The sequence below is a fragment of the Pseudomonas sp. B2021 genome, assembly GCF_018135665.1.
In the GTDB taxonomy this organism is placed as follows: domain Bacteria; phylum Pseudomonadota; class Gammaproteobacteria; order Pseudomonadales; family Pseudomonadaceae; genus Aquipseudomonas; species Aquipseudomonas lactis.
In genome coordinates, this window is record NZ_SMOF01000001.1 from 332,667 (window position 1) to 358,802 (window position 26,136).

Sequence of the window (26,136 nt, forward strand, 5' to 3'; positions counted from 1 at the left end):
GGACTATAGCCGCCGCAGACGGTTTTCCTTATCAAAGGGATATCTCCTATTGATGAGCGGGTGCGACATGCAAAAGCTAATTCCGCGCGGAAAACTACAGAGTTTTGATCCTTCGACTATTGAACTCATAAGTCCATTTTCTGCGACGTCAATTGTTGAATTTCATCTTCCGTTTACTTCTGGTTTGCTTGGGCTGTCTGAGCTTATTAAAGAGTGTGATGTAGGTTTAAATTCGTGTGTAAATTGGAAGGTGCGAAAAACGATACTTTACAAGATTAAAAGCGGAGAGTGGTTGCTTGTTTCAGAACGGACGGGGGCTTTGAATCACTTGCATGCACAGCGATGTATTCCAAGTGGGTTCTCTTCTGGCCGGTTTGAAAGCGAGGAGGAGGTAGGGCCGGGAAAATGGGCTTTTTTCAGCATTGACTATGACGCAGTGAAGAACACCGCGATTATAGCTGCCAATCGTTTAGGGTCTATGGGTGACCAAGGTCGAGTATTTGGTTCTGACGGCAAAGATTTAGCAAACACGACCAGAACACTTATCCAGCAATGGGTACCACTGAATGATTTCGAAGAGCACCGCATCGCCGACTCTGCCGTACGTCGATATGGCGAGCTTCGGCATACTCCGCAAAGGTTTCTGGAGGGCGAGGACAAGTGGCAGATTGGCGGGAAATCATGGCACTGGCAGCCAGTCACACCAGATGAGGCGTATGAAAAAAAGGAGGGTGCAAAATGAGCCGTCGCAGAATTTGGCTGTTTTGGGGAGCGATGGATGCGATTTATCTCATTTGGTATGCGTCCAATAGTTTTTTAAACAATAGAATTCCGTATTTAAGTGATGTGATAAGCGCTTCAAATGTTTTGCGAGCGCACGGTGATGTGCAAATAGTTATGTTTGTGGGGGCGTTGGTTTTACAGGCCTCAATTTTTGCATCCTGCGCCATGTTTTTTCTTCAGAAAAAATCAGTCGTGTGGCTTGTCTTTTTTCAAACCCCCTTACGACTTGTGCTCGTTATCCCCTCCGTTTCGCTCCTGTTGATTGGCGCTCGAGTTTTGCCGCAGTACAACGTGCTGGCAATGGCTGGATTGATCGGTGCGTCGGAGATTTTAAAAGTCTGGAGCGTGTGGCGATGGAGCAAAAAATGCTGACGCTGGCCTAATGTGGGAGCGGGCTTGCCCGCGAAGGCGGCGTGTCAGTCACTGAATATTCAACTGAACCACCGCTTTCGCAGGCAAGCCAGCTCCCACATTTTGTTTGTCGTATGGCGAATATCAGCGATTTGCTGATGCCTACCCTAAAACCCGCTTTACTCAAGCCACATCCCACCACTCATCTGCGAAATTGTTTCAAAACTTGACGGCGAACCCTTCCTCCACCATATTGATAGTTAGCAAACTAACTGTATGCGAACTATCCAGTGCCTCAATCCCTCGAACAACTCCAGATGAGCCTCAGCAGCAGCATGGTGGTGGGCGCCCGTAATTGGCGCAAAATCTGCCAGACCACGCTGGTCAGCTATGGCATCTCCGAAGCCTGCGCCGTGCCGTTGTTGATGATCGGTCGCTTGGGCGACGGTGTGCATCAGGTCAAAGTAGCCCAGGCGTCCGGTATGGAAAGCCCATCACTGGTGCGCCTGCTCGACCGGCTGTGCGGTGACGGCTACGTCTGCCGCACCGAAGACATCCACGACCGCCGCGCCAAGGCCCTGAGCCTTACCGAGCGTGGCCGTGAGTTGGTGCAAGCGGTGGAAGCGCAACTGGTGCGCCTGCGCAAGGATGTGTTAGCAGATATCGCCCCCGACGATCTGCAAGCCGCACTGCGTGTCTTGCGCGCCTTCGAAGCGGCTGAGGCTGTGTCGTCTTGAACGGATTTTTTACCGGCTTCCCGCCTGCCCGCGACTGGTTCTACGGGGTGCGTACCTTCGCCGCGTCGATGATCGCGCTGTACATCGCCATGCTTATGCAAATGCCGCGTCCGTACTGGGCGATGGCCACGGTGTATATCGTCTCCAGCCCGTTTGTCGGCCCTACCAGTTCCAAAGCCCTGTACCGCGCCATCGGCACCTTGATGGGCGCGGCGGCGGCGGTGCTGTTTGTGCCGATGTTCGTGCAGTCACCCTACATTCTGGTAGTGGTGATTGCGTTGTGGACCGGCACTTTGCTGTTTCTGTCCATGCACCTGCGCACCGCGAATAACTACGCCCTGATGCTGGCCGGCTACACCTTGCCGCTGATTGCTCTGCCGGTGGTGGATAACCCCTTGGCGGTCTGGGATGTGGCGGAGGCGCGTACCGAAGAAATCTTCCTCGGCATTGCGGTCGCGGCGGTGGTGGGCGCGATGTTCTGGCCCCGGCGCCTGATGCCGGTGTTCGATGGCTCGGTGGCCAAGTGGTTCAGCGACGCGCAGGTCTACAGCCAGCGCTTTCTCAGCCGCAAGGTCGACCCCGAAGAAGTCAGCAACCTGCGCGGCGGCATGGTCGCCACCTTCAACACCCTCGAATTGATGATCGGCCAACTGCCCCACGAAGGCGCGCGCCCGCAGACGGTGCGCAACACCAAGGAACTGCGCGGGCGCATGATTCACCTGCTGCCGGTGATCGACGCGTTGGATGATGCGGTGTACGCCATTGAGCACCGTGCGCCGGAGTTTCTCGATCAGCTCACGCCGCTGTTGGAAGAGGCCAATGCCTGGCTGCAAAGCACCACCGAACAAGCGCCCCTGGATCGCTGGCGCGTGCTGCGTGACAAGATCGACGCCGCGCAACCCCAAGGCGAAGCGCTGGATGACCGTCACACCTTGCTGTTCTCCAACGCCCTATACCGCCTGGGCGAATGGGTCGACCTGTGGCAAGACTGCCGCAGCCTGCAAGCCGCCATTCAGTGCGAAAGCCAGGACACCTGGCGCGCTGTCTACCGCCACTGGCGCCTGGGCCGGCTCACGCCATTCCTCGACCGTGGGCTGATGTTCTACTCGGCGTTTTCCACCGTCACCGCAATCATTGTCGCTTCGGTATTGTGGATTCTGCTGGGCTGGACCGACGGCGGCAGCGCCGTGATCCTTGCCGCCGTCGCCTGCAGCTTTTTCGCCTCGATGGACGACCCGGCGCCGCAGATCTATCGGTTCTTTTTCTGGACCGCCATGTCGGTGCTGTTCGCCAGCCTGTACCTGTTTCTGGTGCTGCCCAACCTGCATGACTTCCCCATGCTGGTGCTGGCCTTCGCCGTGCCGTTTATCTGCATCGGCACGCTTACGGTGCAGCCACGTTTCTACCTGGGCATGTTGCTGACGCTGGTCAATACGTCGTCCTTCATCAGCATCCAGGGCGCCTATGACGCCGACTTTCTCAACTTCGCCAACGTCAACTTGGCGGGGCCGGTGGGCCTGCTGTTCGCGTTCGTGTGGACCTTGATCGCCCGACCCTTCGGCGCTGAACTGGCGGCCAAGCGCCTCACCCGTTTCAGCTGGCGCGACATCGTCAGCCTCACCGAGCCTGCCACCCTGGCCGAGCACCGGCACATGGCCGCACAAATGCTCGACCGCCTGATGCAGCACCTGCCGCGCCTGGCCCTCACCGGCCAGGACACCGGCATCGCCCTGCGCGACCTGCGCGTGGCGCTGAACCTGCTCGACTTGTTGGCCTACTCGCCACGCATCCTCGGTGTGCCACGGGTGTTGCTCAACCAGGTGGTGGAAGGCGTGGGCGGTTACTTCAAGGCGTGCCTGAAGGCGGGTGAACGCTTGCCCGCGCCCAGCGGTCTGCTGATGACCCTGGACCGCACGCGCCGCGCCCTCAACGGCCAGGGCCTGCAAGACGAAGACGACACGCGCCTGCACCTGCTGCACGCCTTGGCCGGCCTGCGCCTGGCGTTGTTGCCCGGTGTGGAATTCATTGGCGGCACGGAAATGGAAGCGCCGCTACCCGATGGAGCGCCTTTATGATCGGTGACCTGGATATCAGCGGGGTGTTCCTGCCCACGCTGCTGGTGCTGATGGGCATTACTTATGTGTTGTTTCTGGTGGTGCACGGGCTGTTGACGCGCATGCACTTCTATCGCCTGGTCTGGCACCGGGCATTGTTCAATGTGGGGCTCTACGCGCTGTTGCTGGGCGCTGTGGACTCACTCAGTCGATATTTGATGACATGAAAAAACCTTTTTTGACTATCGGCCGTGTCGTCCTGACGTTGTTGGTCGTGAGTTTCGCGGTCGTCGTGGTGTGGCGCATGGTCATGTATTACATGTTTGCGCCCTGGACCCGTGACGGCCACATCCGTGCCGACATCGTGCAGATCGCTCCGGACGTGTCCGGGCTGATCCAGCGCGTGGACGTGCGCGACAACCAGTTGGTGAGCAAGGGCCAGGTGCTCTTCGCCGTTGACCAGGACCGCTTCAAGCTGGCCCTGCGCCAAGCCCAGGCTGCCGTGGCCGACCGCCAGGAAACCCTGGCCCAGGCCCAGCGTGAGTACAAGCGTAACCGTGGCCTGGGCAACCTGGTGCCCAGCGAGCAACTGGAAGAGAGCCAGTCCCGCGTCGCCCGCGCCCAGTCGGCCCTGGCCGAAGCCCAGGTGACAGTGGACTCCGCCCAACTCAACCTCGACCGCTCGGTGATCCGCAGCCCCGTGGACGGCTACGTCAACGACCGCGCACCGCGTACCCAGGAATTCGTCACCGCCGGGCGCCCGGTGCTGTCGGTGGTGGACAGCAATTCCTTCCACATCGACGGTTACTTCGAAGAGACCAAGCTCGACGGCATCCATGTCGGCATGGGCGTGGACATCCGTGTGATCGGCGACAATGCGCGCCTGCATGGCCACGTGCAAAGCATCGTCGCCGGTATCGAAGACCGCGACCGCAGCAGCGGCTCCAACCTGTTGCCCAACGTCAACCCGGCGTTCAGCTGGGTGCGCCTGGCCCAGCGGATCCCGGTGCGTATCGCCTTCGATGACGTGCCGGCGGACTTTCGCATGATCGCCGGGCGCACCGCGACGGTGTCGATCATCGACGACAAGGTCAAAGACGGGGACAAACCATGAAGCGGCTTCTGGCAACCGCTTCCCTGGGGTTGTTGCTGTCGGCCTGCCAAGTGGTGGGGCCCGATTACAAACTGCCGGAACAGGCCGCCGTCAACCGTGGCGACCTGCAAGGGCCGATCATGGGCGAGGGCAGCAACGTCGTCTCGGCACCGGTGCCGGCCGATTGGTGGAAGCTGTACAAAGACCCGCGCCTGGACGAACTGGTGCGCCAGGCCATGGCCTCCAACACCGACCTGCGCGTGGCCGCCGCCAACCTGCAGCGCTCGCGTTACCAGGTGCAGCAGGCTGAATCCGCTGGCGGCTGGAGTGCCGGCGTCAAGGCCGAGGCCCAGCGCTTGCAGGAGTCTGGCGAGGCCTTCTTGCTGCCGGACAAAGTCCCGGTCGGCAATATCGGTAGCGTCGGGATTACCACGTCTTATCAATTCGACCTGTTCGGCACCTTGCAGCGTGGCATCGAAAGCGCCCAGGCCAGCGCCGACGCGACCCAGGCCGCGGCGGATATCGCCCGCATCACCCTGGTGGCCGATGTGGTGCGCTCCTATACCCAGGTGTGCGCGGCCAACGAAGAACTGGCGATTGCCAACGAGTCCCTCGACCTGCAAGCCCAGAGCACCAAACTGACCCAGCGCCTGCGCGATGCCGGGCGGGGCGATGAGACTCAGGTGACTCGCTCGCAAACCCAATACAAATCCTTGCGCGCCGACATACCGCGCTATGAAGCCTCGCGTCAGGCGGCGCTGTTCCGGCTGTCGATGTTGCTGGCCAAACCGGTCGACCAACTGCCAGCCGGCACGGGCACCTGCGCTGAGCTGCCGCATATCGCTCAATTGCTGCCAGTAGGCGACGGCGCCACGCTGCTCAAGCGCCGCCCTGATGTGCGCCAGGCCGAACGCCAATTGGCCGCCGCCACGGCACGCATCGGCGTGGCGACCGGCGCGTTGTACCCGGATATCAGCATCGGCGCCACGGTCGGCACCGTCGGCTTGCTGGAAAACCTCGGCACGCCTGCTACCAACCGCTGGGGCTTTGGCCCAATGATCAGCTGGACTGTACCGACCAACGGCGCCCGCGCCCGCGTGCATGAAGCTGAAGCCGCGACCCAGGGCGCCTTGGCCCACTTCGACGGCGTGGTGCTCAACGCCATCCGCGAAACCCAGACCGGCCTGGCCCAATACACCGCCGTGTTGCAACGCCGCGACGCCCTGGCCGACGCCGAACAGTCGGCGCGAGAAGCCGCCGGCCAGACCCATCGCTTCTTCCAGGCCGGCCGCGAATCCTTCCTGGCCGACCTGCAAGCCACGCGCACCTACACCGATATGCGTGCGCAACTGGCGGCGGCCAACACCCAGGTTGCCATGAGCCAGATCGATCTGTTCCTGGCCCTGGGCGGCGGTTGGGAAAGCGGACGAACGCAAGGGGTCAAACCCGGCAAACCGTGAGGTGATTGCTATGCTTTGTCAGGTGAGGCGTCGTGACGCTTCACCCGACAAAGCTCGCGTTTGCTCATGGGGATTCCAAGAATGAAAAACCCTTATGCTCCCGCTTTCTGGTGCGTGCTCTTCGCACTGGTTTTGTTATCGGCCGCGTATTTTTACGGCGTCATGCTCGCCCATCAACTCGACAAGGCCATGGTGTTCCTCGACAGCGCCTGCCTGGTGATCGGCACCTTATCCATCGGCGTGGTGGCCTGGGCGTCGTATCAAAACCAGCGGGTGAAGAAAAAACTCCTCGAACAGGGCAAGACCCGCGTGGCGATCTGGGACACCAAGGTCGCCCTGCGCCGCGTCGAAACCGTGTTCGACCGCTATTTCTGGGGCAGTTACTGGCAGCCGGGGCGCACGTTCCAGGAAGTCATGGGCGACCTCACCGGCACGCCGCTGGAAAAAAGCCTCGAAGTCCTGAAAAAACAATGCGTGCTGCTGGACCGACAGGTTGCTGACGGTAGGCACTGGCTGGATAACGCGCGGGAATTGTCCGACGTGGCCACGCAAATGGCCCGCGAGCGCTACCAGCTGGACTTTTGCGACCCCAAGGCCGACACCCCCGGCAATGCCGTGATACACCGCGAGTTCGAGGTGCTGGTGTACACCTGGACCGCGCGCTTGAAGAGTTTTGATCACCAACTGGATGAAGTCGAACAAGAGTACTCCTGAACTCCTGCTGAACTGATCCCTCTGAAAGGCTGGGCCGTTTACGCCCGCCAGTGCTAATCTTCCCCCGTTTTCGGCGGGCTTGAGCCAATCCCCTCAGGGGTTCAAGGAAGACAGCCCACTTCTCACAGGATTTGATCAGGTCACTTCATGAATAAGCCAGCCGTTGTTTTCTTGGGTTTTGTTGTCGCCGTCGGCGCCGTCAGTGCGGGCGGTGCCTGGTACACCGGTAAACAACTGGAGCCGGTCCTGCAAACCGCTATCCAGAGCGCCAATAAAGAACTGCAGACCTCCATGGCCGGCGTCGATGGCAGCGTGACCCTGGAGCTGGTGTCCCTGGACCGTGGCGTGTTCAGCAGCACCGCGCATTATCGCCTCAAGGGCCAAGGCAGCGTGTTCGGCGAAGACAACCCGAACCCTGAATTGCTGTTCGTCGACCATATCGAACACGGCCCGCTGCCGTTCTCGCGCCTGGTGACCCTCAAGTGGTTGCCGGTCATGGCCACCAGTCACTACGAACTGGAAAAGAACCCCACCACCGAAAAATGGTTCGCCGCCAGCAAAGACGTGTCGCCGCTCAAAGGCGTGGCGAATATCGGCTATAGCCGTTCGGTCAGCGGCAACATCGAATTGCTGCCTCTGGAATTCAAGGATGCCACCTCGTCGGTGAGCTTCTCCGGCGCCAACCTCAACTTCGACAGCAGCGCCGAAGGCCAGAAGGTCAAGGCCGAAGGCTTCATGAACAGCCTCAAAGTTGCCGCAGTGGACGCCGAAGGCGCACCGTTCGAAGCGGAACTGGCCGGCCTGACCGTGGCCAGCAACCTGGAAAAAACCACCTTCGGTTTCTACACCGGCCAGAACACCGTGGAGCTGACCGACACCAAGGTCACCTTCGGCCCGCAGAAAGCCGTGTTGACCCTCAAAGGCTTCGAGCAGAAAGACTCCAGCGAGACCAAGGACAACAACCTGGCTGGCCGCGTCGACTACAAGATCGACGAGATCGGCTACCAGGGCAAAGCAGTCGGTTCGGCCGCCATGGCCGTGAGCATGAAGAACGTCGACATCCCGGCGATGCTGGTGCTGACCAAGCTCTACCAGGACAAAATGCAACCGGTGCAAGCCGCCGCCGCTGCCGGTCAACCGGTGCCGGAGCTGCAAATGACCGAAGCCGAGCAAGCCCTGGCCGAAGCCAACGTCAACCAGGTGCTGGCCGCCAAGCCGCAACTGGCCGTGGAAAACCTGTCGCTCAAAACCACCCGTGGCGAAAGCAAGTTCAACCTGGTGGTGGACCTGACCAAGCCAACGTCCATGGAACTGCCACCGGTTGAGCTGGGCAAGCAAATGGTCTCGCTGCTGGATGCCAACCTCACCCTGTCCAAGCCGATGATCAGCGACGTGGCGGCCCTGCAAGCCCAGGTGGGCGGCGTGACCGACCCGCAAGCCATCGAGCAGCAATCGCAGATGGCGGCCGAGATGGTCAGCAGCATGGCGGTCGGCACTCAACTGGCGACCCTGGTGGGTACCGATGTGGTCTCCAAGCTGCACTACGCCAATAACGAAGTGACCTTCAACGGCCAGAAGATGACCGTTGAGCAGTTCCTCAGCTTTGTGATGTCCAAAGCCGGTGCGGTCAGCGGCGCCCAATAAACCTGAAATGCAGTAAAAAATGTGGGAGCGGGCTTGTGTGGGAGCTGGCTTGCCTGCGATAGCATCGCCTCGGTCTGGCTGAATAACCGAGGTGCCTGCATCGCGGGCAAGCCCGGCTCCCACCCGAATCCGGCTCCCACGTTTGTTTTTTGTGAGGGGCAAAAAATATTAATCGTACAATTCTGAACAATTGTTCGAAATTGTGCTTCCCCCTACTTCGCTAAGAGATAGTTCCTACAGGAAAGCTAGGTCGGGTCCCGAGACGCCGACACCCTGATGCGTTTCGCTCAGGACCATCTATCGTTAGGGCTTTCCGTGTGTAAGGAAGCTCACGATATGCTGCGAAACCACCCCTACAGTGCCTCAGGCCGGTTGCGTCTGCTTATCGGGGCCGCCCTGTGCAGCCAATTGCTGGTTCCAGGCCTTGCGTTTGCCGACCCAGCCTACGACGCCCTGATCATCCAGGCCCGCAACGGCCACTTCACGCCGGCGCTGACCCAACTGCGCCAACTCTCCGCCGAACGCCAGACCCCAGGCCAGGTCAGTGACCACCTGGTGATTGCCGGCTGGGCCGGGCAAGACGCCGAAGTGCTCAAGGTGTACGAAGCGCAGGGCAAGCATCGCAACCTTACCACCCAGGCACTCGCCACCGTGGCGCGCACTTATCGCAATCAAAAGCAGTGGGCTCAGGCCGAAGCGGTCTATCGCCAGGCGTTGCTGCGTGAACCCAATAACATCGACCTGCAACTAGGCCAGGCCCTCACCCAGGCCGATGGCGGTAAAGCCAACGAAGCGGTGCAACGCCTGCGTACGCTGGTGGCGGCCCAACCCAATGACCCCAACCGCCGCATGGCCCTGGGCTATGCGCTGACACGTGCCGGTTTGAACTACGACGCGCTGTTCGAATTTGACCAAGCCTTTATCCGCGCCGGTGACAAGCCCGAAGTGGCCCGTGAATACATCGTCGCCCTGCAAAAGGCGCGGCTGCCGGAGCCGGCACTGCGCCTCTCAGCCAAGCGCCCGGGGCTGGTGGACGCCGTCACCCAGCGCCGCCTCGAAGGCGACCTTGCCGCCGAGCGTGTGCGTATGGCCGAGTTCGCCACGCGCAGCGAAAAGGAACGCTACGTCATCGCTGACCGTGCCCTGCAGGACTACGACAAACTGATCAGCCGCTGGGCCCCCGACGCCACAGCGAAGGGCGATGTCATCCGCTGGCGCATCGACCGTCTGGGCGCGCTCAAAGCGCGAGCACGGCATGCCGAGGTGATCCGCGATTACCAGACCCTCACTGGCGAAGGCGTGCAACTGCCCACCTACGCCTTGCGTTGGGTCGCCGGCTCTTACCTGGAACAGCGCCAGCCGGAAAAGGCCGAGCCGTTGTATCGCCAGGTACTCACCGCCCCCGACACCGACGCCAGCTATCGGGTCGATGACAGCACGGCGCTGTTCTACGCCTTGTTGGAAAGCGACAAGGTCGAAGAGGCCCGCCAGGTCGCCAACAACCTGGCCAAGGAGCAAAACCCCCGCGTTGAACTCAAGGGCTTGCCCATTGGCAACCCCAATGACAACTGGATGGACGCCCAACAATTATCCGCCCAGGCCGGTACCTATGGCGGTGACCTGCCTGGCAGCGAGGCCAGCCTGGAAGCGCTGGTGGCCAAGGCACCGGGCAACGTGGGTCTGCGCCTGGCCCAGGCCGACATGTACCGTGCCCGCGACTGGCCGCGCCGCGCCGAAGGCACGCTCAAGGAAACCGAAACCCAGGCCCCCCGCGACATCGGCCTGGAAGTCTCCCAAGCCTATACCGCCATGGACTTGCAAGAGTGGCGGCAGATGGACACGCTCACCGACGACGTGCTCGCCCGCAACCCGGACAACCGTCAGGTGCAGCGCCTGAGCCGCCTGCGCGATGTGCACGACATGGCCGAGCTGCGTGTCGAGGCCTACACCGGCAAAAGCTACGGTGGCGGTAATAACAACGACGCCGGTGCCGTCTCCGGCAGCCGAGACTGGGGCATTGAAAGCGTGATCTACACGCCGCCCATCGACGAAGACTGGCGCCTGTTCGCCGGTGCCGGCTATGCCACCGCCGACTTCGAGGAAGGCACTGGCCAACATCGCTGGCAGCGCGTGGGCGTGGAGCGTCGTACCCGTGACATGACCATCGAAGCCGAAGTGTCCAACCACTCCTATGGCGACGGTTCCAAGCAAGGCGCCAGCGTGTCGATTGCCCGCGACATCAACGACCACTGGCAATACGGCGGCAGCCTTGGCTATTTGCTCAGCACCACACCGTTGCGGGCCCTGAATGACGGCGTCACAGCCAACGGCGGCAGCGGTTTTATCCGCTGGCGCGCCAACGAAAGCCGCGAATGGAAGCTGACCCTCAGCCCGTCCCATTTCAGCGATGGCAACGACCGCTTCGAAGCCTTGCTCACCGGCCGCGAAGGCCTCTACAGCTCGCCCCATGTGCAAGTGGACCTGGGCCTGGAAGTGGGCGCCAGCCGCAACAGCAAGGAAGACACCGTGTACTTCAACCCGAAGTCGGACTTCACAGTGTTGCCCATGATCAACGTCAATCACGTGCTCTATCACCGCTACGAAACCCAGTGGAGTCAGCAGTTCCAAATCGGCGCGGGTACCTACAGTCAGCGTGACTATTCCACCGGCGGTATCGGCTTGATTGGCTACGGCCAACGCTATCGCTGGAACGACGTACTGGAAATGGGCGCCAACCTCAGCCTGATCAGCCGACCTTATGACGGTGATCGCGAACGCGATCTGCGCCTGCTCGTCGACCTCACTTACCGTTTCTAAAAGAGCCTGACCATGACCGTCCTCAGCCGTTGCTTGTTGGTCCTGGGTGTAATGCTGGCCGCCGCCTGCGCCCAACAACCCGCGCCCTACACCCCACCCGCCGAACGGCCGATAGCGCCCAACGAAGCGCCGTGGCCGAAGAACCACTTTTTGGGCATTGCCTATCACGACGTGGAAGATCGCGACCCCGATCAAGCCGTGGTGGCGGTGCGCACAGAGCGATTGATCGAGCAGCTGGCCTGGCTGCGCGAAAACGGCTACCAGGCGGTCAGCGTCGACCAGATCCTGGCAGCCCGGCGCGGCGGCCCGGCATTGCCGCCCAAGGCGGTGATGCTCAGCTTCGATGACGGTTATTCCAGCTTCTACACCCGCGTGATGCCGATTCTGCGCGCCTACCACTGGCCTGCATTGCTGGCGCCGGTGGGGTCCTGGATCGACACGCCGTTGAATCAACCGGTGGATTTTGCCGGTACACCACGACCACGCGCAGAGTTCCTGACGTGGCAGCAGATTCGCGAAGTGTCGCAGTCGGGCCTGGTGGAAATTGCCGCCCACACCGATGCCAATCACAAGGGCATCCTGGCCAACCCCCAGGGCAACCTGGAACCGGCCGCCACCACGCGGGTTTTTGACCCCAAGACCAACGGCTATGAAAGCGAAGCGCAGTTCCAGGCGCGCATGCGGGCTGACGTCGCCGCGATTTCGAACAAAATCCGTACCGTCACCGGCAAGGCGCCGCGTGTGTGGGTGTGGCCGTACGGGGCCGCCGATGGCACCTCGTTGGCGGTGGTCGGCGAGCACGGCTATGAAATGGCGTTGACCCTGGAGGACGGGCTCGACGACCTCGGCAACCTGATGAACAGCCCACGCTTTCTGGTGGCCTCCGACCCGGACGGCGAGCATTTTGCCAACAGCATGGTGGCCGTGCAGACCAAGGCGCCGATGCGCGTGCTGCACGTAGACCTGGACAACGTGTACGACCCCGACCCAGCCCAACAGGCGCGCAACCTCGACGTGTTGGTTCAGCGCGTGGTGGACATGGGCGCTGGCACCGTCTTCCTGCAAGCCTTTGCCGACCCCAAGGGCGACGGCCTGGTGCATTCGCTGTACTTCCCCAACCGCCACCTGCCGATGCGTGCCGACCTGTTCAACCGGGTTGCCTGGCAATTGCACACCCGCGCCCATGCCAGTGTGTACGCCTGGATGCCGGTGCTGAGTTTTGCCCTGGACCCCAAGTTGCCGCGTGTCACCCGCTGGGACCCGAAAACCGGCCAGGTCGGCCCCGACCCGGATCAATACAAACGCCTGTCGCCGTTTGATCCCAAGGTGCGGCAGATCATCGGTGAGATCTACCAAGACCTGGCGCGTGTAGGGCCGATTGACGGCATCCTTTACCACGATGACGCGGTCTTCAACGACTTCGAGGACGCCAGCCCCGCAGCGCTCAAGGCCTATGCGGCCCAAGGTTTGCCGGACAGCATCGCCGCCCTGCGGGCTGACCCTGCCGTGATGCAGCGCTGGACCCGCTTCAAAAGCCGCTACCTGATCGACTTTACCCATGAGCTCACCGCCAAGGTCCGCGCCATCCGTGGCCCGCAGGTGCTGACGGCGCGCAATATCTTCGCCGAGCCCATGCTCAACCCTGGCAGCGAAACCTGGTTCGCGCAGAACCTCGATGACTTCCTCCAGGCCTACGACTGGACCGCGCCGATGGCCATGCCGTTGATGGAAGGCCAGGAAGTGAAAACCTCCAACGCCTGGCTGGAAAAACTCATCGCCACGGTCAAGACGCGCCCTGGCGCCATGGAAAAAACCATCTTCGAATTGCAAGCCAAAGACTGGCGCACCCAAGCCGCGCCGGATATCAGCGCTGAGCAATTGGCAGAGTGGATGGGTGTACTCAAACGCCAGGGCGTCACCAGTTTCGGCTACTACCCGGACAACTTCCTGGAAAACTCCCCGGACTTGAAGACCATACGTCCGGCCCTTTCCAACCAGTGGAACCCTTGATCATGGTTGACAGAATCCTGGCTATATTCGTGCTGGCACTGGTACTGGGCTTGCCCCTGGGCCTGATCTTCCTGGTGACCGGGCAGTTCCTGATGGACTTCGTGTTCTTCTACCCGTTGTTCATGTCGGCGTTGTGGATCGCCGGTGGCCTGTATTTCTGGCTGCACTGGGAACGCCACTGGCCGTGGAAAGAAGACACGCCGGCGCCGACCCTGGCCGGCGAGCCGCTGATCTCGATCATCATCCCTTGCTACAACGAGGGCGATAACGTCGCTGACACCATTGGCGCGGCCCTCGGCCAGGTGTACCCGAACATCGAAGTGATCGCGGTCAACGACGGCTCCAGCGACAACACCGCCGCAGTACTCGATGCCCTGGCGCTGCAACACCCGCGCTTGCGCGTGCTGCATCTGGCACAGAACCAGGGCAAGGCCGTGGCCCTGCGCATGGGCGCCGTGGCTGCCCGCAGCGAATACCTGGTCTGCATCGACGGCGATGCCTTGCTCGACAAAAACGCGGCCGCCTACATGGTCGCGCCGATGCTCGACAACCCGCGCCTGGGTGCCGTCACCGGCAACCCACGCATTCGTACCCGCTCCACCCTGATCGGCCGGGTGCAGGTGGGCGAGTTCTCCTCGATCATCGGTTTGATCAAGCGTACCCAGCGGGTGTTTGGCCGGATCTTCACGGTCTCCGGTGTGGTGGTGGCGTTTCGCAAGAAGGCCCTGGACCGCATCGACTACTGGAGCACCGACATGATCACCGAGGACATCGATGTCAGTTGGAAGCTGCAACTCGATCACTGGGCGATCTTCTACGAGCCGCGCGCGCTGTGCTGGATCCTCATGCCCGAAACCGTCGGCGGCCTCTGGAAACAACGCCTGCGCTGGGCCCAGGGCGGCGCCGAAGTGCTGTTCAAGAACATCCGTGGCATCTGGCAATGGCGCCACCGCTACCTGTGGCCGCTGTTGTTCGAATACTGCCTGTCCACCGGCTGGGCCTTCACCTTCCTGCTGTCGGTGATCTTCTGGGCCGTGGGTAAATTCGTCACGTTGCCGGCGGCGATCACCGTGAGCTCGTTGGTGCCGCCCGCGTTCACCGGCCTGGTGCTGGCGATGGTGTGCCTGCTGCAGTTTGCGGTGAGCATCCTGATCGACCGGCGCTACGAAAAAGACCTGTGGAAAACCCTGTTCTGGACCGTGTGGTACCCGATGGTGTTCTGGCTGGTGAGCCTGCTCACCACCCTGGTCAGCTTTCCCAAGGTGTTGTTCAACCAACACCAGAAACGCGCCCGCTGGGTCAGCCCGGACCGCGGTATCAAACCTGCACAAGAGGAGGCGTGAGCATGAAACTGGTCAGAACTCGCCAAAACACACTGATGTGGGTCGTCGATGTGCTGCTGACCCTGCTGGCCTGGGGTGGGTTGATCTGGCTGCTGGCGCGAGGCATCAGCGCCATGCTTGAAACCCACGGCGGCCCACGCATTGAGGCGCCTATCTTTGCTGCGCTCAACACCTTGCAGGTTTACCTGTGGATCGCGCTGTTCAATGCGGTGATCCTGATCAGCTGGGCACGCTATCAGCAGCATCGCGGGCGCAAATTCGCCCAGCGCCGCGCCGAGGCGAATGCACTGAGCGACCAGCACCTGAGTGAAAGTTTCAACCTGGGCGATGGCGACCTCGAACAACTGCGCCGCCCTGGCGTGCTGGTGATCCACAACGACGAAGAAGGCGGCGTCGAAGAAGTGAAATCCCACGTCTCCCGCGACGTCGAACGCCCCGGCCTGACCCTGGTGCCCGACAAAGACAAGGGCATTGGCTAGCGTTAAGCGAACGCAATGCTCAAAGCAATGAAGATCCAATGTGGGAGCTGGCTTGCCTGCGAAAGCGGTAGTGCAGTAAGAGTTTTATTAACTGACACACCGCCTTCGCGGGCAAGCCCGCTCCCACAGGTAGTATTTCCACCCATCGCTGCAGTGGTTCACTCCTCTTGTTGGAATTCCGATAAATGGGATCCAATTCACAAAACCCCCGCGAACTTTTCCCCCTTCTCCGGTACTAACCTAACTCGACGAACACCTGATGGCTAAGTAATGGCAGTCAGAAAGTCATTCGTCGAATCGCCATCAAAACAGTTGCCGCTTGTCGGAATAATCACTGTAAGTGCCCGACTTAAACTCTTTTGATGAAAAATTATTATTAATAATCAACAGGTTAGAAAACTAATCAGTCGAACGGCCCCACTTCGCCCGTTTCTAGGCGAGCTGGAAGTTCGATGTTAGTTTCGCGGCCCTTGATTTTCGATGGATCGAACATGTCTTCGTTATTGCCATGGACCCGGTTATTGCTCTGCACCTTCCTGCTCACCTGCGTGGGCCTGAACAGTGCATCCGCCGCCCCCACGCCTGGCGATCAGGATTTGATCCGCGACCGGCAGAACCGCTTGCTTGAAGAGCAACAGCGGCGGCTCCAGGAACTCCAGGACCTGCCCGGCAAAGCGGACAAGCCCCAAGCCCCGGCAACCCCGGCCGACACCCGTTGCTTCCCCATCAAAACCATCGAACTCAAAGGCGCCGACAGCCTGCCGGCGGCCGACCGCGAGCGCCTGCTAAAGCCCTATATCGGCCAATGCCTGGGCGTGTCCCAGCTCAACGAGCTGCTCAAGGTCATCACCGACTACTACTTGGGCAAAGGCCGCGTTACCAGCCGTGCCTACCTGCCACAGCAAGACCTCTCCACCGGCCATCTGCAAGTGCTGGTGGTGGAGGGCAAGCTCGAAGCCCTGCGCAGCGCCGATGGCAGCACAGTGACCGACCGCGAACTGGCCATGGCCTTTCCCGGCAAAGTCGGCGAAGCGCTGAACCTGCGTGAAATCGAGCAACTGGTGGATCAACTCAACCGCCTGCCGTCCAAACAGGCGCAGATGGAACTCACCCCCGGCAAGCAAATCGGCGGCAGCGATGTGGTGGTCAAGAACACTGCGCAAAAGCCCTGGCGCGCCAGCCTGTCGCGCAACAACGACGGGCAGAAAAGCACCGGCGAACAGCAATGGGGCGCCGGCCTGGAGTGGGACAGCCCACTCGGCCTTGGCGACCAACTGATGCTGCGCGGCGGCCACGACGCCATCAGCGACCACCAGAAAACCTCGAAAAACACCATGCTCTACTACAACGTGCCATGGGGCTGGTGGAACTTCAGCTACACCTACAGCGAGAGCGACTACCGCACCTACGGCATCGCCGACGGCTTCAAATACAAGCAGGACGGCGACAACCAGAACCACCAACTGCGCGCCGAGCGGGTGATCCATCGCGACGACGTCAGCAAGACCTCGGTCAACGTCGGCCTGGCGCACCTGCGCACCAACAACTACATCCTCGACGTGCGCACCGCGCCCAGCAGCAACCGCCTCAGCGAACTGCAACTGGGCGTCAACCACGGGCGGCGCATCGGCAGTGCCTTCGTCAACCTGGACCTGGGCATGCAAAGCGGCATCGGCCTGCTCGACGCCCAGGCGCAAGACGAGCGTGACCCAGCAGGCCGTCGCCAGCCGAACTCGCGCTACCGCAAATACACCGCCACGGTCAGCTACCTGCAACCCTTCAGCCTGTGGGGCGAGTCGTTCAGCTTCAGCAGCCTGGCCACCGGGCAGCGCAGCGAAGACCCGCTGTTTTCGCCGCAACGCATGAGCCTCGGCGGCTCGGCCTCGGTGCGTGGCTTCAAGGACCAATTACTGACCGGCGACAGCGGCGGCTACTGGCGCAACGAAGTGCGCTGGGCGCGCCCGGTGACCCTCGACTGGATGCGCCCGGCCTTCGCCGAGTACGGCGCCAGTGTCGGCTACGACCAAGGCGTGATCCGCAACGACCGCTACAACGACAACGTTCATGGCCGGGTGTCCAGCAACTCCCTGGAGCTGTTCGCCCGTGGCAAACACGTCAGCACCAGCGTGACCTTTGCTCATTCGTTAGAAAGACCCGGTGTAGTCACCGAGCGCGAAGCGCCGATCTACTTTCGCATGGATTTCTTCCTGTAATTCAACGCCCCGCTGCATGAGAGCCTGACAATGGATGTTCGCCAATTCGCCTTCCTGGCCCGCCAACCTTCTGCCGCCCTGAAGCGCCGGGACGCGTTCTTCGGCCTGCCCAAGCGCGGGCTGGCGTTGATCCTTGCCAACGCACTGTTCTGGCAGCCGCTGCTGGCCCAGGCCGAGGGCATTGTGGTCAGTGCGCCGGGCACCACCGTGGGCGCGGCAGGCAATGGCGTGCCGGTGGTAAACATTGCCACCCCCAATGGCGCGGGCTTGTCCCATAACCAGTTCAAGGACTACAACGTCGGCCCCAACGGTGTGATCCTCAACAACGGCAACACCGCCATGGTCAACACCCAACTGGGCGGGATCATTGTCGGCAACCCCAACCTCAAGGGCGGCGCGGCGAACGTCATCCTCAACGAAGTCAACGGCGGCAGCCCCAGCCAGTTGCGCGGCTATACCGAAGTGGCGGGGCAGTCGGCCAAGGTCATCGTCGCCAACCCGTACGGCGTGACGTGCAGCGGTTGCGGCTTTATCAACACCCCCAACGTCACCCTCACCACCGGCAAACCGGTGCTCGACGCCAGCGGTCAATTGCAGCGCTATGAAGTGGATGGCGGCGCCGTGACCATCGACGGCCAGGGCTTGAACGCCAGCAACGTCGAACGCTTCGACATCATCACCCGCTCGGCCAAGATCAACGCACAAATCAACGCCCGCGAACTCAACGTGATCGCCGGGCGCAACGACGTCGATGCGCAAAGCCTGAAAACCACCGCCCGCGCCGATGACGGCAGCGCCAAGCCCGAGTTGGCAATCGACTCCTCGGCCTTGGGCGGCATGTATGCCGGCGCAATCAAACTGGTGGGCACCGAGGCCGGCGTGGGCGTGAAGCTCGACGGCACCCTGGCGGCCAGTGGTGGCGATATTCAGCTCGACGCCAACGGGCGCCTGAGCATGGCGCAAACGGTGGCCACCGGTAACGTCAAAGTCACCGCGCAAAACGTCGACCTCACCGACAAGGTCTACGCCAACGGCAACGTGCAGGTCACCAGCGCCCAGGCCCTGGTCAACCGCAAGAGCATCGCCGCCGGCCAGCGCATCGAGATCAACGCGGCCAGCGTGAACAACCCCGGCATCATCGAAGCCGGCGTCGCCGCCGATAACAGCCGCAACACCACGGGCGACCTGGTGGTGAACGCGCAGACCGTCACCACCAGCGGCAACCTTTTGGCCAGCCGCGCCCTGGCGATCACTGCCGCACAAGCGCTGACCAACCAGGGCGCGATCATCCAGGCCAAGACCGTCGAGGTCAGCAGCGCCAAACTCACCAACCAGGGCGCCAGCGCTCGCCTGTTTGGCGAGCAGAGCCTGGCGATCAACTCGCCGGCCATCGTCAACCTCGGCGGCCTGATCCGCTTCGGCGAAGGCCAGGCTGCTACGCTCAACAGCGCGTCCCTGGACAACCGTCAGGGCCGTATCGAAATGGCCGGCGGCAGCCTGGTGCTCACCAGTGCCGACCTGAACAACAGCGGCGGGCAAGTCATCGCCAACGACCTGACCGTCAACGCCGGCACCCTGAACAACCAGAACGGTGTATTGGTGGCCAAAACCGCGACCGTCACTGCCAGCAACCTCGACAACAGCCTCAAGGGCCTGATCCAGGCCGACGGCGGCGCGCTCAACCTCGCCGTTTCCAACACCTTCAACAACAATCAGGGTTTCGCCCAGGCCAGCACCGATCTGAACGTTACGGCCGGCACCCTCAGCAGCAACGCAGGCGGCGTACTGAGCGCCGACACCGGCAAGCTCACCCTCACCGCCGCACAACAGCTCAACAACGCCCAGGGCCGCTTGCAGGCCGGGCAGGGCGATATCGAACTGCACGCCGCCAACCTGGATAACCAGAGCGGCACAATCGTCGGCAAGCAACTGCTGCTCGACGTGGCTGGCGGCGATATCGACAACCGCGCCGGGCGCGTGTTGGGCGACCACCTCGACGTGCGCGCCTCGGGCCTGGACAACCGCAACGCCGGCCTGCTGGCCGGTGGTGCCCAGGGCGTAAGCCTGCTGCTCAAAGGCCCTGGCCAGTTGCTCAACGCCCAGGGCCGCATCCAGAGCGAGGGCCTGCTGCAACTGCAAGGCGAGCGCTTGGACAACAGCGCCGGCATCCTGCTGGGGCAGACCGTCGACGTCACCGCGCAGACCTTCAACAACAGCAACAAAGGCGTGCTGGTCAGCGATGGCGGTGATGTGGTGCTCAAGGTCAGCGACCTGCTCACCAACGTCGGCGGCCAGATCGACGCGGGCGAGCGCAGCGTGCTGGTCAAGCAGCTCACCACCCTCAACAACGACGGCGGCACCCTGCGCGGCAAGCGCCTGGACATCGCCGCCCAGCACCTGAACAACGACAACGGCCAACTGCTGGCCGGCGCCGAAGGCCTGAGCTCCAGCGGCCAGGATGTGAGTAACCGCAAGGGCCTGATCCTCAGCGGCGGCGCCCTCACCGAACTGAACACCACCCGCCTGGATAACCAGGGCGGCACCGTGCAGGGCGATAGCCTGAGCGTCACCGCCAACAGCGTCGACAACGCCAGCGGCGGCCTGATGGCCAGCCTGGTCGGCAACCTGCAACTGACCGTAGAAGCCCTGGCCAACCGTGGCGGCAAGCTGTTCGGCAAAGAACAAGTGACCGTCAGCGGCGCCAGCCTCGACAACAGCGCGGGCGGCCAGGTCAGCGGCAATCAGATCAACCTGACCTCCCGCGACACCCTCACCAACCAGGGCGGCCTGATCGAAGCCAACCAGGGCCTGACCCTCACCGGCGGCAACCTGGATAACAGCGCCAACGGCCAACTGCGTGCCCTGGGCGGCGCCAGCAGCAAGCTCAACCTCAGCGGCGCGTTGAACAACCAGAACGGCACCCTCGAATTCGGCAGCCAGGCCTTCAGCCTTGACGCCGCCAGCCTCAACAACCAGAACGGCATGCTGCAACACGCCGGCACCGGCCTGTTCCACCTCAACACCGCCAGCCTCGAAGGCAGCCAGGGCAATATCCAGGGCATGGGCAGCGCCGACTGGGCATTCGGCAAGGTCGACGGACTGGGCCGCGTGCAACTTAACGACGTGCTCACCTACAAAAGCGAACAGGCGCTGGTCCTCAAGGCCGGTGACCGCATGGCCAGCGCCAAGGGCTTGATCCTCAACGTGGCCAGCCTGGACAACGGCGGCGAACTGCTCAGCGACGGCGACATCAGCATCACCACCGGCGATATCACCAACAGCGGCCGCGTCTCGGCCCTGCAAACACTCACCGTCGCCGCCAACAACCTTAGCCAGAACGGCGGCCGCCTGGCAGCCACCAATACGCGCCTGACCCTGGGCGGCACCCTGGACAACCTCGGGTTCCTCACCGCCCGCCAGCAACTGGACATCGCCGCCGCGCAAATCAACAACCGTGGCACTCTCGGTGCCCAGGGCGCGGTGAACCTCACCGCAGTCAACGGCATCACCAATGCCGCCAACACGCTGCTGTTCAGCGGCGGCGACATGACCTTGCGCAGCAATGGCTTCAGCAACAGCTATGGCGATGTCTACAGCAAAGGCAACCTGAGCTTCGCCGCCCGCGATGGCGGGCGTGCCGTGCTGTTCAGCAACCGCTCCGGCACCGTGGAAAGCGAAGGCTCGATCGGCATCAATGCGGGCTTTATCGAAAACGCCAAAGATGAATTCGAACTCGGGCAAACACTGACCACCGGCAGCTTGAGTTGGATCTGTGGCCAGCACTGCGGCGAAAGCGACAACTGGGAACGTGGCGAGATCACCATCTACGAGACGTACCTTGAGGCGGCCACCAAGGACTCGGTAGCGGCGCGCCTGGTGGCGGGCAAAAACATGCTGCTGCAAGGCGACACTGTGCAGAACCGCTACAGCCTGATGGCCGCCAATGGCGACCTGAGCATCACTGCCGGTGACCTGCTCAACCAGGGCGCCGCCACGCGCACGGGCCAGCGCAAGCTTGTCATTGGCACGCCAGGTCACGTCTCCGACGATTTGTTTGAGCGCATGCAATATGTCGATGTGCCCGCGTTCAATGCGGCCACGGCGGCCGGGAATTTCGACAAGGCGCGCTTCGAAGAACTCAAAAGCCGCTCACCCAATAGCCTGCCGTTCGCCTACGCAAGTGACGTCACCACCTGGACCAACAACAGCGGCCCCGGTTACGACGCCACCCTGCAAGCGGGCGGCACGGTCAACCTCAACGTCGCCCGCACCCTGCAAAACGGCACGCTGCACAACAACACCCTGGCCCAGTTGACCGGCACCCTCGGCGACGATCAGGCCGGCATCCCCGTCGGCGGCATCAACATCAACCTGAGCAAACACGCCAACGACCCGAGCGCCCAGGCGCCTGGCAGCGTATTGCCCGTGGTAGGCGTGGCCCCTGGTGGCGGCTTCGTGCCCGTGGACTACACCGGCACCGCCTTCGCCCCGGTCGATCCCACCACCTCGCCGACCTTCCAACTGCCCAAGGGCGAGTACGGCCTGTTCGTCAAAAACGCCGACCCCACCAGCCACTACCTGATCGAGACCAACCCCGAGTTCACCTCGGTGTCGGGCTTCTTCAGCTCCGACTACATGCTCGGCAAACTCGGTTTCACCGCCGACAACGCCTGGCGCCGCCTCGGTGACGGCCAGTACGAAACCCGCCTGATCCGCGACGCCGTCCTCGCGCAAACCGGCCAGCGCTTCCTCGCCGGCGGCCTGTACAGCGACGCCGACCAGTTCCGCTACCTGATGGACAACGGCCTTGCCAGCAAAGACGCCCTGCGCCTGAGCCTGGGTGTGGCCCTCACCGACCAGCAAGTCGGCGCCCTGACCCACGACATCGTGTGGATGGAAAACCGCGTCATCGACGGCCAGACCGTGCTCGTGCCAGTGCTGTACCTGGCCCAGACCGACTCGCGCAATGTGCGCGGCAACAGCCTCATCCAGGGCCGCGACCTCAACCTGGTCACCGGCGGCGACCTGATCAACGTCGGCACCCTGCGCGCCAGCAACAACCTCTCCGCCATCAGCAGCGGCAGTATCTACACCGGTGGCCTGGTCGAAGCCGGCAACAACCTCAACCTGCTCGCCCAAGACAGCATCCGCAACGCCATGGCCGGCGAAATCCGCGGCAAACAAGTCAGCCTCACGGCGCTCAAAGGCGACATCACCAACGACACCACCGCCATCCAGGTGCGTGACGGCGCCGGCATGCGCACCCTCACCGACACCAGCGCCGGCACCATCGTCGCCCGCGAAAACCTCGCCATCGACGCCGGCCGCGACCTCACCAACCGAGGCGCACTCACCGCTGGTAACGACGCCAACTTAACCGCCGGCCGCGACCTCAACCTCATCGCCGCCAGCGACACCCGCGTCAAACACGAGACCCGCGACGGCGGCGAGAAATCCAGCATCACCACCGACGTCAAAAACCTCGCCGCCAGCGTCACGGCGGGCGGCAACCTCAACATGCAGGCCGGGCAAGACGTCAACATCATCGGCAGCAATGCCACCGCCGGCAAAGACCTCAACATCGCCGCCGGCCGCGACCTCAACGTCGCCTCGGTCAGCGACATGCACAACGTCGAGGGCAAGGAAAAGGACGGCAAAAAACGCATCAAGACCTCGGACGACCAGACTACTCAAGTGGCAAGCGTGCTGACGGCGGGTGGGGATTTTGTCAGCCAGGCGGGGCGTGATACCACGATTGTGGCGAGCAGGATCAGTGCGGGGAATGAGGCTTATCTGTATAGCGGGGATAAGTTGAGTTTGTTGGCGGCTGAGAACAGTACGCATACGTTGTATGACATGAAGGAGAAGGGAAGCTGGGGCGCTAAAAAGGCGCAGATGGATGAAGTGACCCGCACCACCCAGGTAGGGACCGAGATCAAGACAGGTGGCAACCTAGTCCTTAAAAGCGACGGCGACCAGCTGTATCAAGTTGCGAAGCTTAATAGCGGCAAGGACATCATCCTTGATAGCGGTGGTGCAATTGTCTTTGAAGGCGTCAAGGACCTGCACGATGAGAGCCACACTAAGAGCAAAAGCGACCTCTCGTGGTTCAGCGCTAAGGGCAAAGGTAATACAGACGAAACCTTGCGTCAGAGCGAGTTGGTTGCCCAAGGACAGCTTGTCATCAAGGCCGCCGAAGGCATTCGTATCGACGTCAAACAGGTCGATCAGCAGACTGTAAGCCAGACCGTTGATGCGATGGTCAAGGCTGATCCTAATTTGGCCTGGCTCAAGCAAGCTGAGGCACGTGGCGACATTGATTGGCGCCAGGTAAAGGAGATTCACGAGAGCTTCAAGTACGACAACTCAGGGTTGGGCGCCGGTGCCAAGATTGCGATTGCGATCATGATGGCGGCGATCATGGGGCCGGTAGGATTCGGGTTGCAGGGAGCCACCCTTGCGGTGAGCACCAGCCTGAGTACGACGGCAGTCACTAGCACCATCAACAACAAAGGCAATTTGGGTGCAGCGCTTAAGGAAACGGTCAGCGCCAATAGCCTGAAAAGCGCAGCAGTCGCCGGGTTCACGGCGGGGGCTCTTGAGTATGCCGACACCAATTGGTTCGCTGGTGCTGACGGTGCAGGTGCAGGTGCAGGCACAAGTACAAGCACAGTCCAAGGTGTTACCCCGAGTACGGGTTCAACCTTGGCGGTTACGAACTCCTCCAAAGATATTTTCACCTGGACGTCAGCAGGCGATATCGCGCTGCGTACCGGTGGCCGGGCGGTAATCTCTAGCGGAATATCGACGGCCATTCAAGGGGGAAGCTTCGGCGACAACTTCAATGCGGCCCTGTTGGGAGAGGCTGGCAACGTTGCAATGGCTACCGGTTTTAATTGGGTGGGTGACTACGTCACGTTCCCCAATGGCAGCCCTCAAAAGATTATTGCGCACGCTTTGATGGGGGGATTGCTGGCTGAAGCCACAGGTAGCGATTTCAAAACCGGGGCTGCCGCTGCCGGGCTGAATGAGGCACTCATCAATCAGTTGGTGTGGGCTGCTCAAGGCAATGACGACATCACGCTGATGCTTTCACAGCTGACAGGCTTGTTAGCAGCTGCGGCGGTCGATGGAGATTTGGAAAAAGGCTCTCAGATTGCTCAGAAGGCGACGACGTTCAACTATCTTTACCACGAAGAAGTCGAGGAAATGCTTCGGGAGGTAGATAGCAAGACTACGGAGCAAGAGAAGCGTGAGGTCAGGCAGCGCTATGCGGAACTTGATCAGCAGAGAAATGACGAGTTGGATGCGCTTTGCGCACGCGATCCTCAACGCTGCCGAGGTATTGCCACTTCCCTGGCGAACGATGATCAGAAACTTGTCGATCTGGTAGGTAAGCTTAGATCCGAAAAGCAGGGTGGCGCTGCCTCCGCTGTAGGTTTCGTGATAGGGAACAATCTCGACGCTTCTAGCAAAATTGCAGCAGATATCAGCTCCGCAGGTGGCGGAGCATTGGTTAAGCTGGGTGCAGAGGCTATAAAGGCTGGAGTCGGAGTAGCATTACCGTCTCGCTCTGGGGGAGGGAAAGGGAAGGCTACTCAGGGTGAAACTGCGTCTCCTGAAGTACCGTTAGTGTCAAAGGAAATATTAATATCCCGGGGGAAATATGGGGAAGCGGCAGAGCATATTTCAGATGCGCAAAACGCCGGTCATCCTGATGTATTAACAATTGATAGGCCTGGTGCTCCCGGGAACAGAAAGGACTCAATTGGTGGTCTTCCTAAGGTCCCTGGGAAACAGTTAGATGAGTATCCACCGGCAATGTTTAAAGAGGGTGGGACTGGAGCGAGTGTTAGACCCATAAGCCCGAAAGATAATATGGGGGCTGGCGCATGTATAGGTAATGCATGTCGCGGACTGCCCGATGGCGAGAAAGTCAGAATTAAGGTGGTGGACTAATGGCTAGGTTTAGAGAAAGTATATATTTGTCTTATTCGCAATTTTGCGTGTTTTTGAGTTCGCTTGATCAGCCGTATAATGATTGGAGTGATCGTAGTTATGCGCAAGGATTTGCGTGGAGGTTAGGGAGTGTTTCTTTTAGAGCTTTGATTGACGAAGGGGACCATATAATTAGCCTTTTCATTAACGAACAAGTGCCCGCTATAAGCGCAGACGTGGTTCGGGCCTTTAAAGTTCCCTTCGCGGTGAGAGATAGAAATATTGAGGTTGGTAGTATTTCGAGTACGGTTCCTCTAGAACTGCCTGAAGGAGATTATTCTCTTCAGGTCGAATTTATAAGACCCTCCTCAAGTGGAGTGTATGAAATAAATGTCCATTTGAATTTAGGGGGCTGCGATTTTGAGGTGTTGAGAGCAGACGCCGAAATTGACGAGCAAGGTGAGTTTGATATCGATGCGGTTCCTGCGGGATAAAATTTC

The 26,136-nt window shown here is 61.1% G+C and carries 16 protein-coding genes; all 16 read left to right on the forward strand.

The features are described from left to right. Nucleotides 1-67 precede the first annotated feature (67 nt). Entirely contained in the window at nucleotides 68-742 is a 675-nt protein-coding gene (locus E1K68_RS01475; RefSeq protein WP_212613696.1) for a hypothetical protein, read from the forward strand. Further along, nucleotides 739-1,155, forward strand: coding sequence for a hypothetical protein (locus E1K68_RS01480; RefSeq protein ID WP_138761807.1), 417 nt, complete (start codon nucleotides 739-741; stop codon nucleotides 1,153-1,155). The genes E1K68_RS01475 and E1K68_RS01480 overlap by 4 nt, the downstream gene beginning before the upstream one ends. Nucleotides 1,156-1,451: 296 nt before the next feature. Continuing rightward, the gene (locus E1K68_RS01485) at nucleotides 1,452-1,871 is read left to right on the forward strand and encodes a MarR family transcriptional regulator (RefSeq protein ID WP_003187465.1); all 420 of its coding nucleotides are present in this window, start codon (nucleotides 1,452-1,454) and stop codon (nucleotides 1,869-1,871) included. Beyond that, on the forward strand, nucleotides 1,868-3,946 hold the full coding sequence (locus E1K68_RS01490; RefSeq protein WP_003187466.1) for an FUSC family protein: 2,079 nt from the start codon (nucleotides 1,868-1,870) through the stop codon (nucleotides 3,944-3,946). The genes E1K68_RS01485 and E1K68_RS01490 overlap by 4 nt, the downstream gene beginning before the upstream one ends. Then, entirely contained in the window at nucleotides 3,943-4,152 is a 210-nt protein-coding gene (locus E1K68_RS01495) for a DUF1656 domain-containing protein (protein ID WP_003187469.1), read from the forward strand. Before E1K68_RS01490 ends, E1K68_RS01495 begins: the two co-directional genes overlap by 4 nt. Then, nucleotides 4,149-5,039, forward strand: a complete 891-nt coding sequence (locus E1K68_RS01500) for an efflux RND transporter periplasmic adaptor subunit (protein WP_003187470.1) — start codon at nucleotides 4,149-4,151, stop codon at nucleotides 5,037-5,039. Before E1K68_RS01495 ends, E1K68_RS01500 begins: the two co-directional genes overlap by 4 nt. Beyond that, nucleotides 5,036-6,478, forward strand: coding sequence for an efflux transporter outer membrane subunit (locus E1K68_RS01505; RefSeq protein WP_003187472.1), 1,443 nt, complete (start codon nucleotides 5,036-5,038; stop codon nucleotides 6,476-6,478). Before E1K68_RS01500 ends, E1K68_RS01505 begins: the two co-directional genes overlap by 4 nt. 81 nt (nucleotides 6,479-6,559) lie before the next feature. Further along, nucleotides 6,560-7,192: a hypothetical protein gene (locus tag E1K68_RS01510; protein ID WP_019819550.1), complete on the forward strand. Its 633-nt coding sequence runs from the start codon at nucleotides 6,560-6,562 to the stop codon at nucleotides 7,190-7,192. A gap of 147 nt (nucleotides 7,193-7,339) precedes the next feature. Further along, on the forward strand, nucleotides 7,340-8,836 hold the full coding sequence (locus tag E1K68_RS01515) for a YdgA family protein (protein WP_003187474.1): 1,497 nt from the start codon (nucleotides 7,340-7,342) through the stop codon (nucleotides 8,834-8,836). 336 nt (nucleotides 8,837-9,172) lie between these two features. Then, complete coding sequence (pgaA, locus tag E1K68_RS01520; RefSeq protein WP_212613697.1) at nucleotides 9,173-11,653, forward strand: poly-beta-1,6 N-acetyl-D-glucosamine export porin PgaA; 2,481 nt, start codon at nucleotides 9,173-9,175, stop codon at nucleotides 11,651-11,653. Between the two features lie 12 nt (nucleotides 11,654-11,665). Next, nucleotides 11,666-13,663 (forward strand): poly-beta-1,6-N-acetyl-D-glucosamine N-deacetylase PgaB, encoded by a 1,998-nt coding sequence (gene pgaB, locus E1K68_RS01525; protein ID WP_212613698.1) that lies wholly within the window; start codon nucleotides 11,666-11,668, stop codon nucleotides 13,661-13,663. Nucleotides 13,664-13,665: 2 nt separating this feature from the next. Then, nucleotides 13,666-15,006, forward strand: a complete 1,341-nt coding sequence (gene pgaC / locus E1K68_RS01530; protein ID WP_034134577.1) for a poly-beta-1,6-N-acetyl-D-glucosamine synthase — start codon at nucleotides 13,666-13,668, stop codon at nucleotides 15,004-15,006. 2 nt (nucleotides 15,007-15,008) lie between these two features. Next, nucleotides 15,009-15,485, forward strand: coding sequence for a poly-beta-1,6-N-acetyl-D-glucosamine biosynthesis protein PgaD (gene pgaD / locus E1K68_RS01535; RefSeq protein WP_137205043.1), 477 nt, complete (start codon nucleotides 15,009-15,011; stop codon nucleotides 15,483-15,485). Nucleotides 15,486-15,976: 491 nt separating this feature from the next. Next, the gene (locus E1K68_RS01540) at nucleotides 15,977-17,698 is read left to right on the forward strand and encodes a ShlB/FhaC/HecB family hemolysin secretion/activation protein (protein WP_212613699.1); all 1,722 of its coding nucleotides are present in this window, start codon (nucleotides 15,977-15,979) and stop codon (nucleotides 17,696-17,698) included. 30 nt (nucleotides 17,699-17,728) lie between these two features. Beyond that, nucleotides 17,729-25,657: a DUF637 domain-containing protein gene (locus tag E1K68_RS01545; RefSeq protein WP_212613700.1), complete on the forward strand. Its 7,929-nt coding sequence runs from the start codon at nucleotides 17,729-17,731 to the stop codon at nucleotides 25,655-25,657. Further along, nucleotides 25,657-26,130 carry a competence protein ComJ gene (gene comJ / locus E1K68_RS01550; protein WP_003187485.1) on the forward strand — a complete coding sequence of 158 codons (474 nt, stop codon included), beginning with the start codon at nucleotides 25,657-25,659 and terminating at the stop codon, nucleotides 26,128-26,130. Before E1K68_RS01545 ends, comJ begins: the two co-directional genes overlap by 1 nt. The last annotated feature ends 6 nt before the right edge of the window (nucleotides 26,131-26,136 follow it).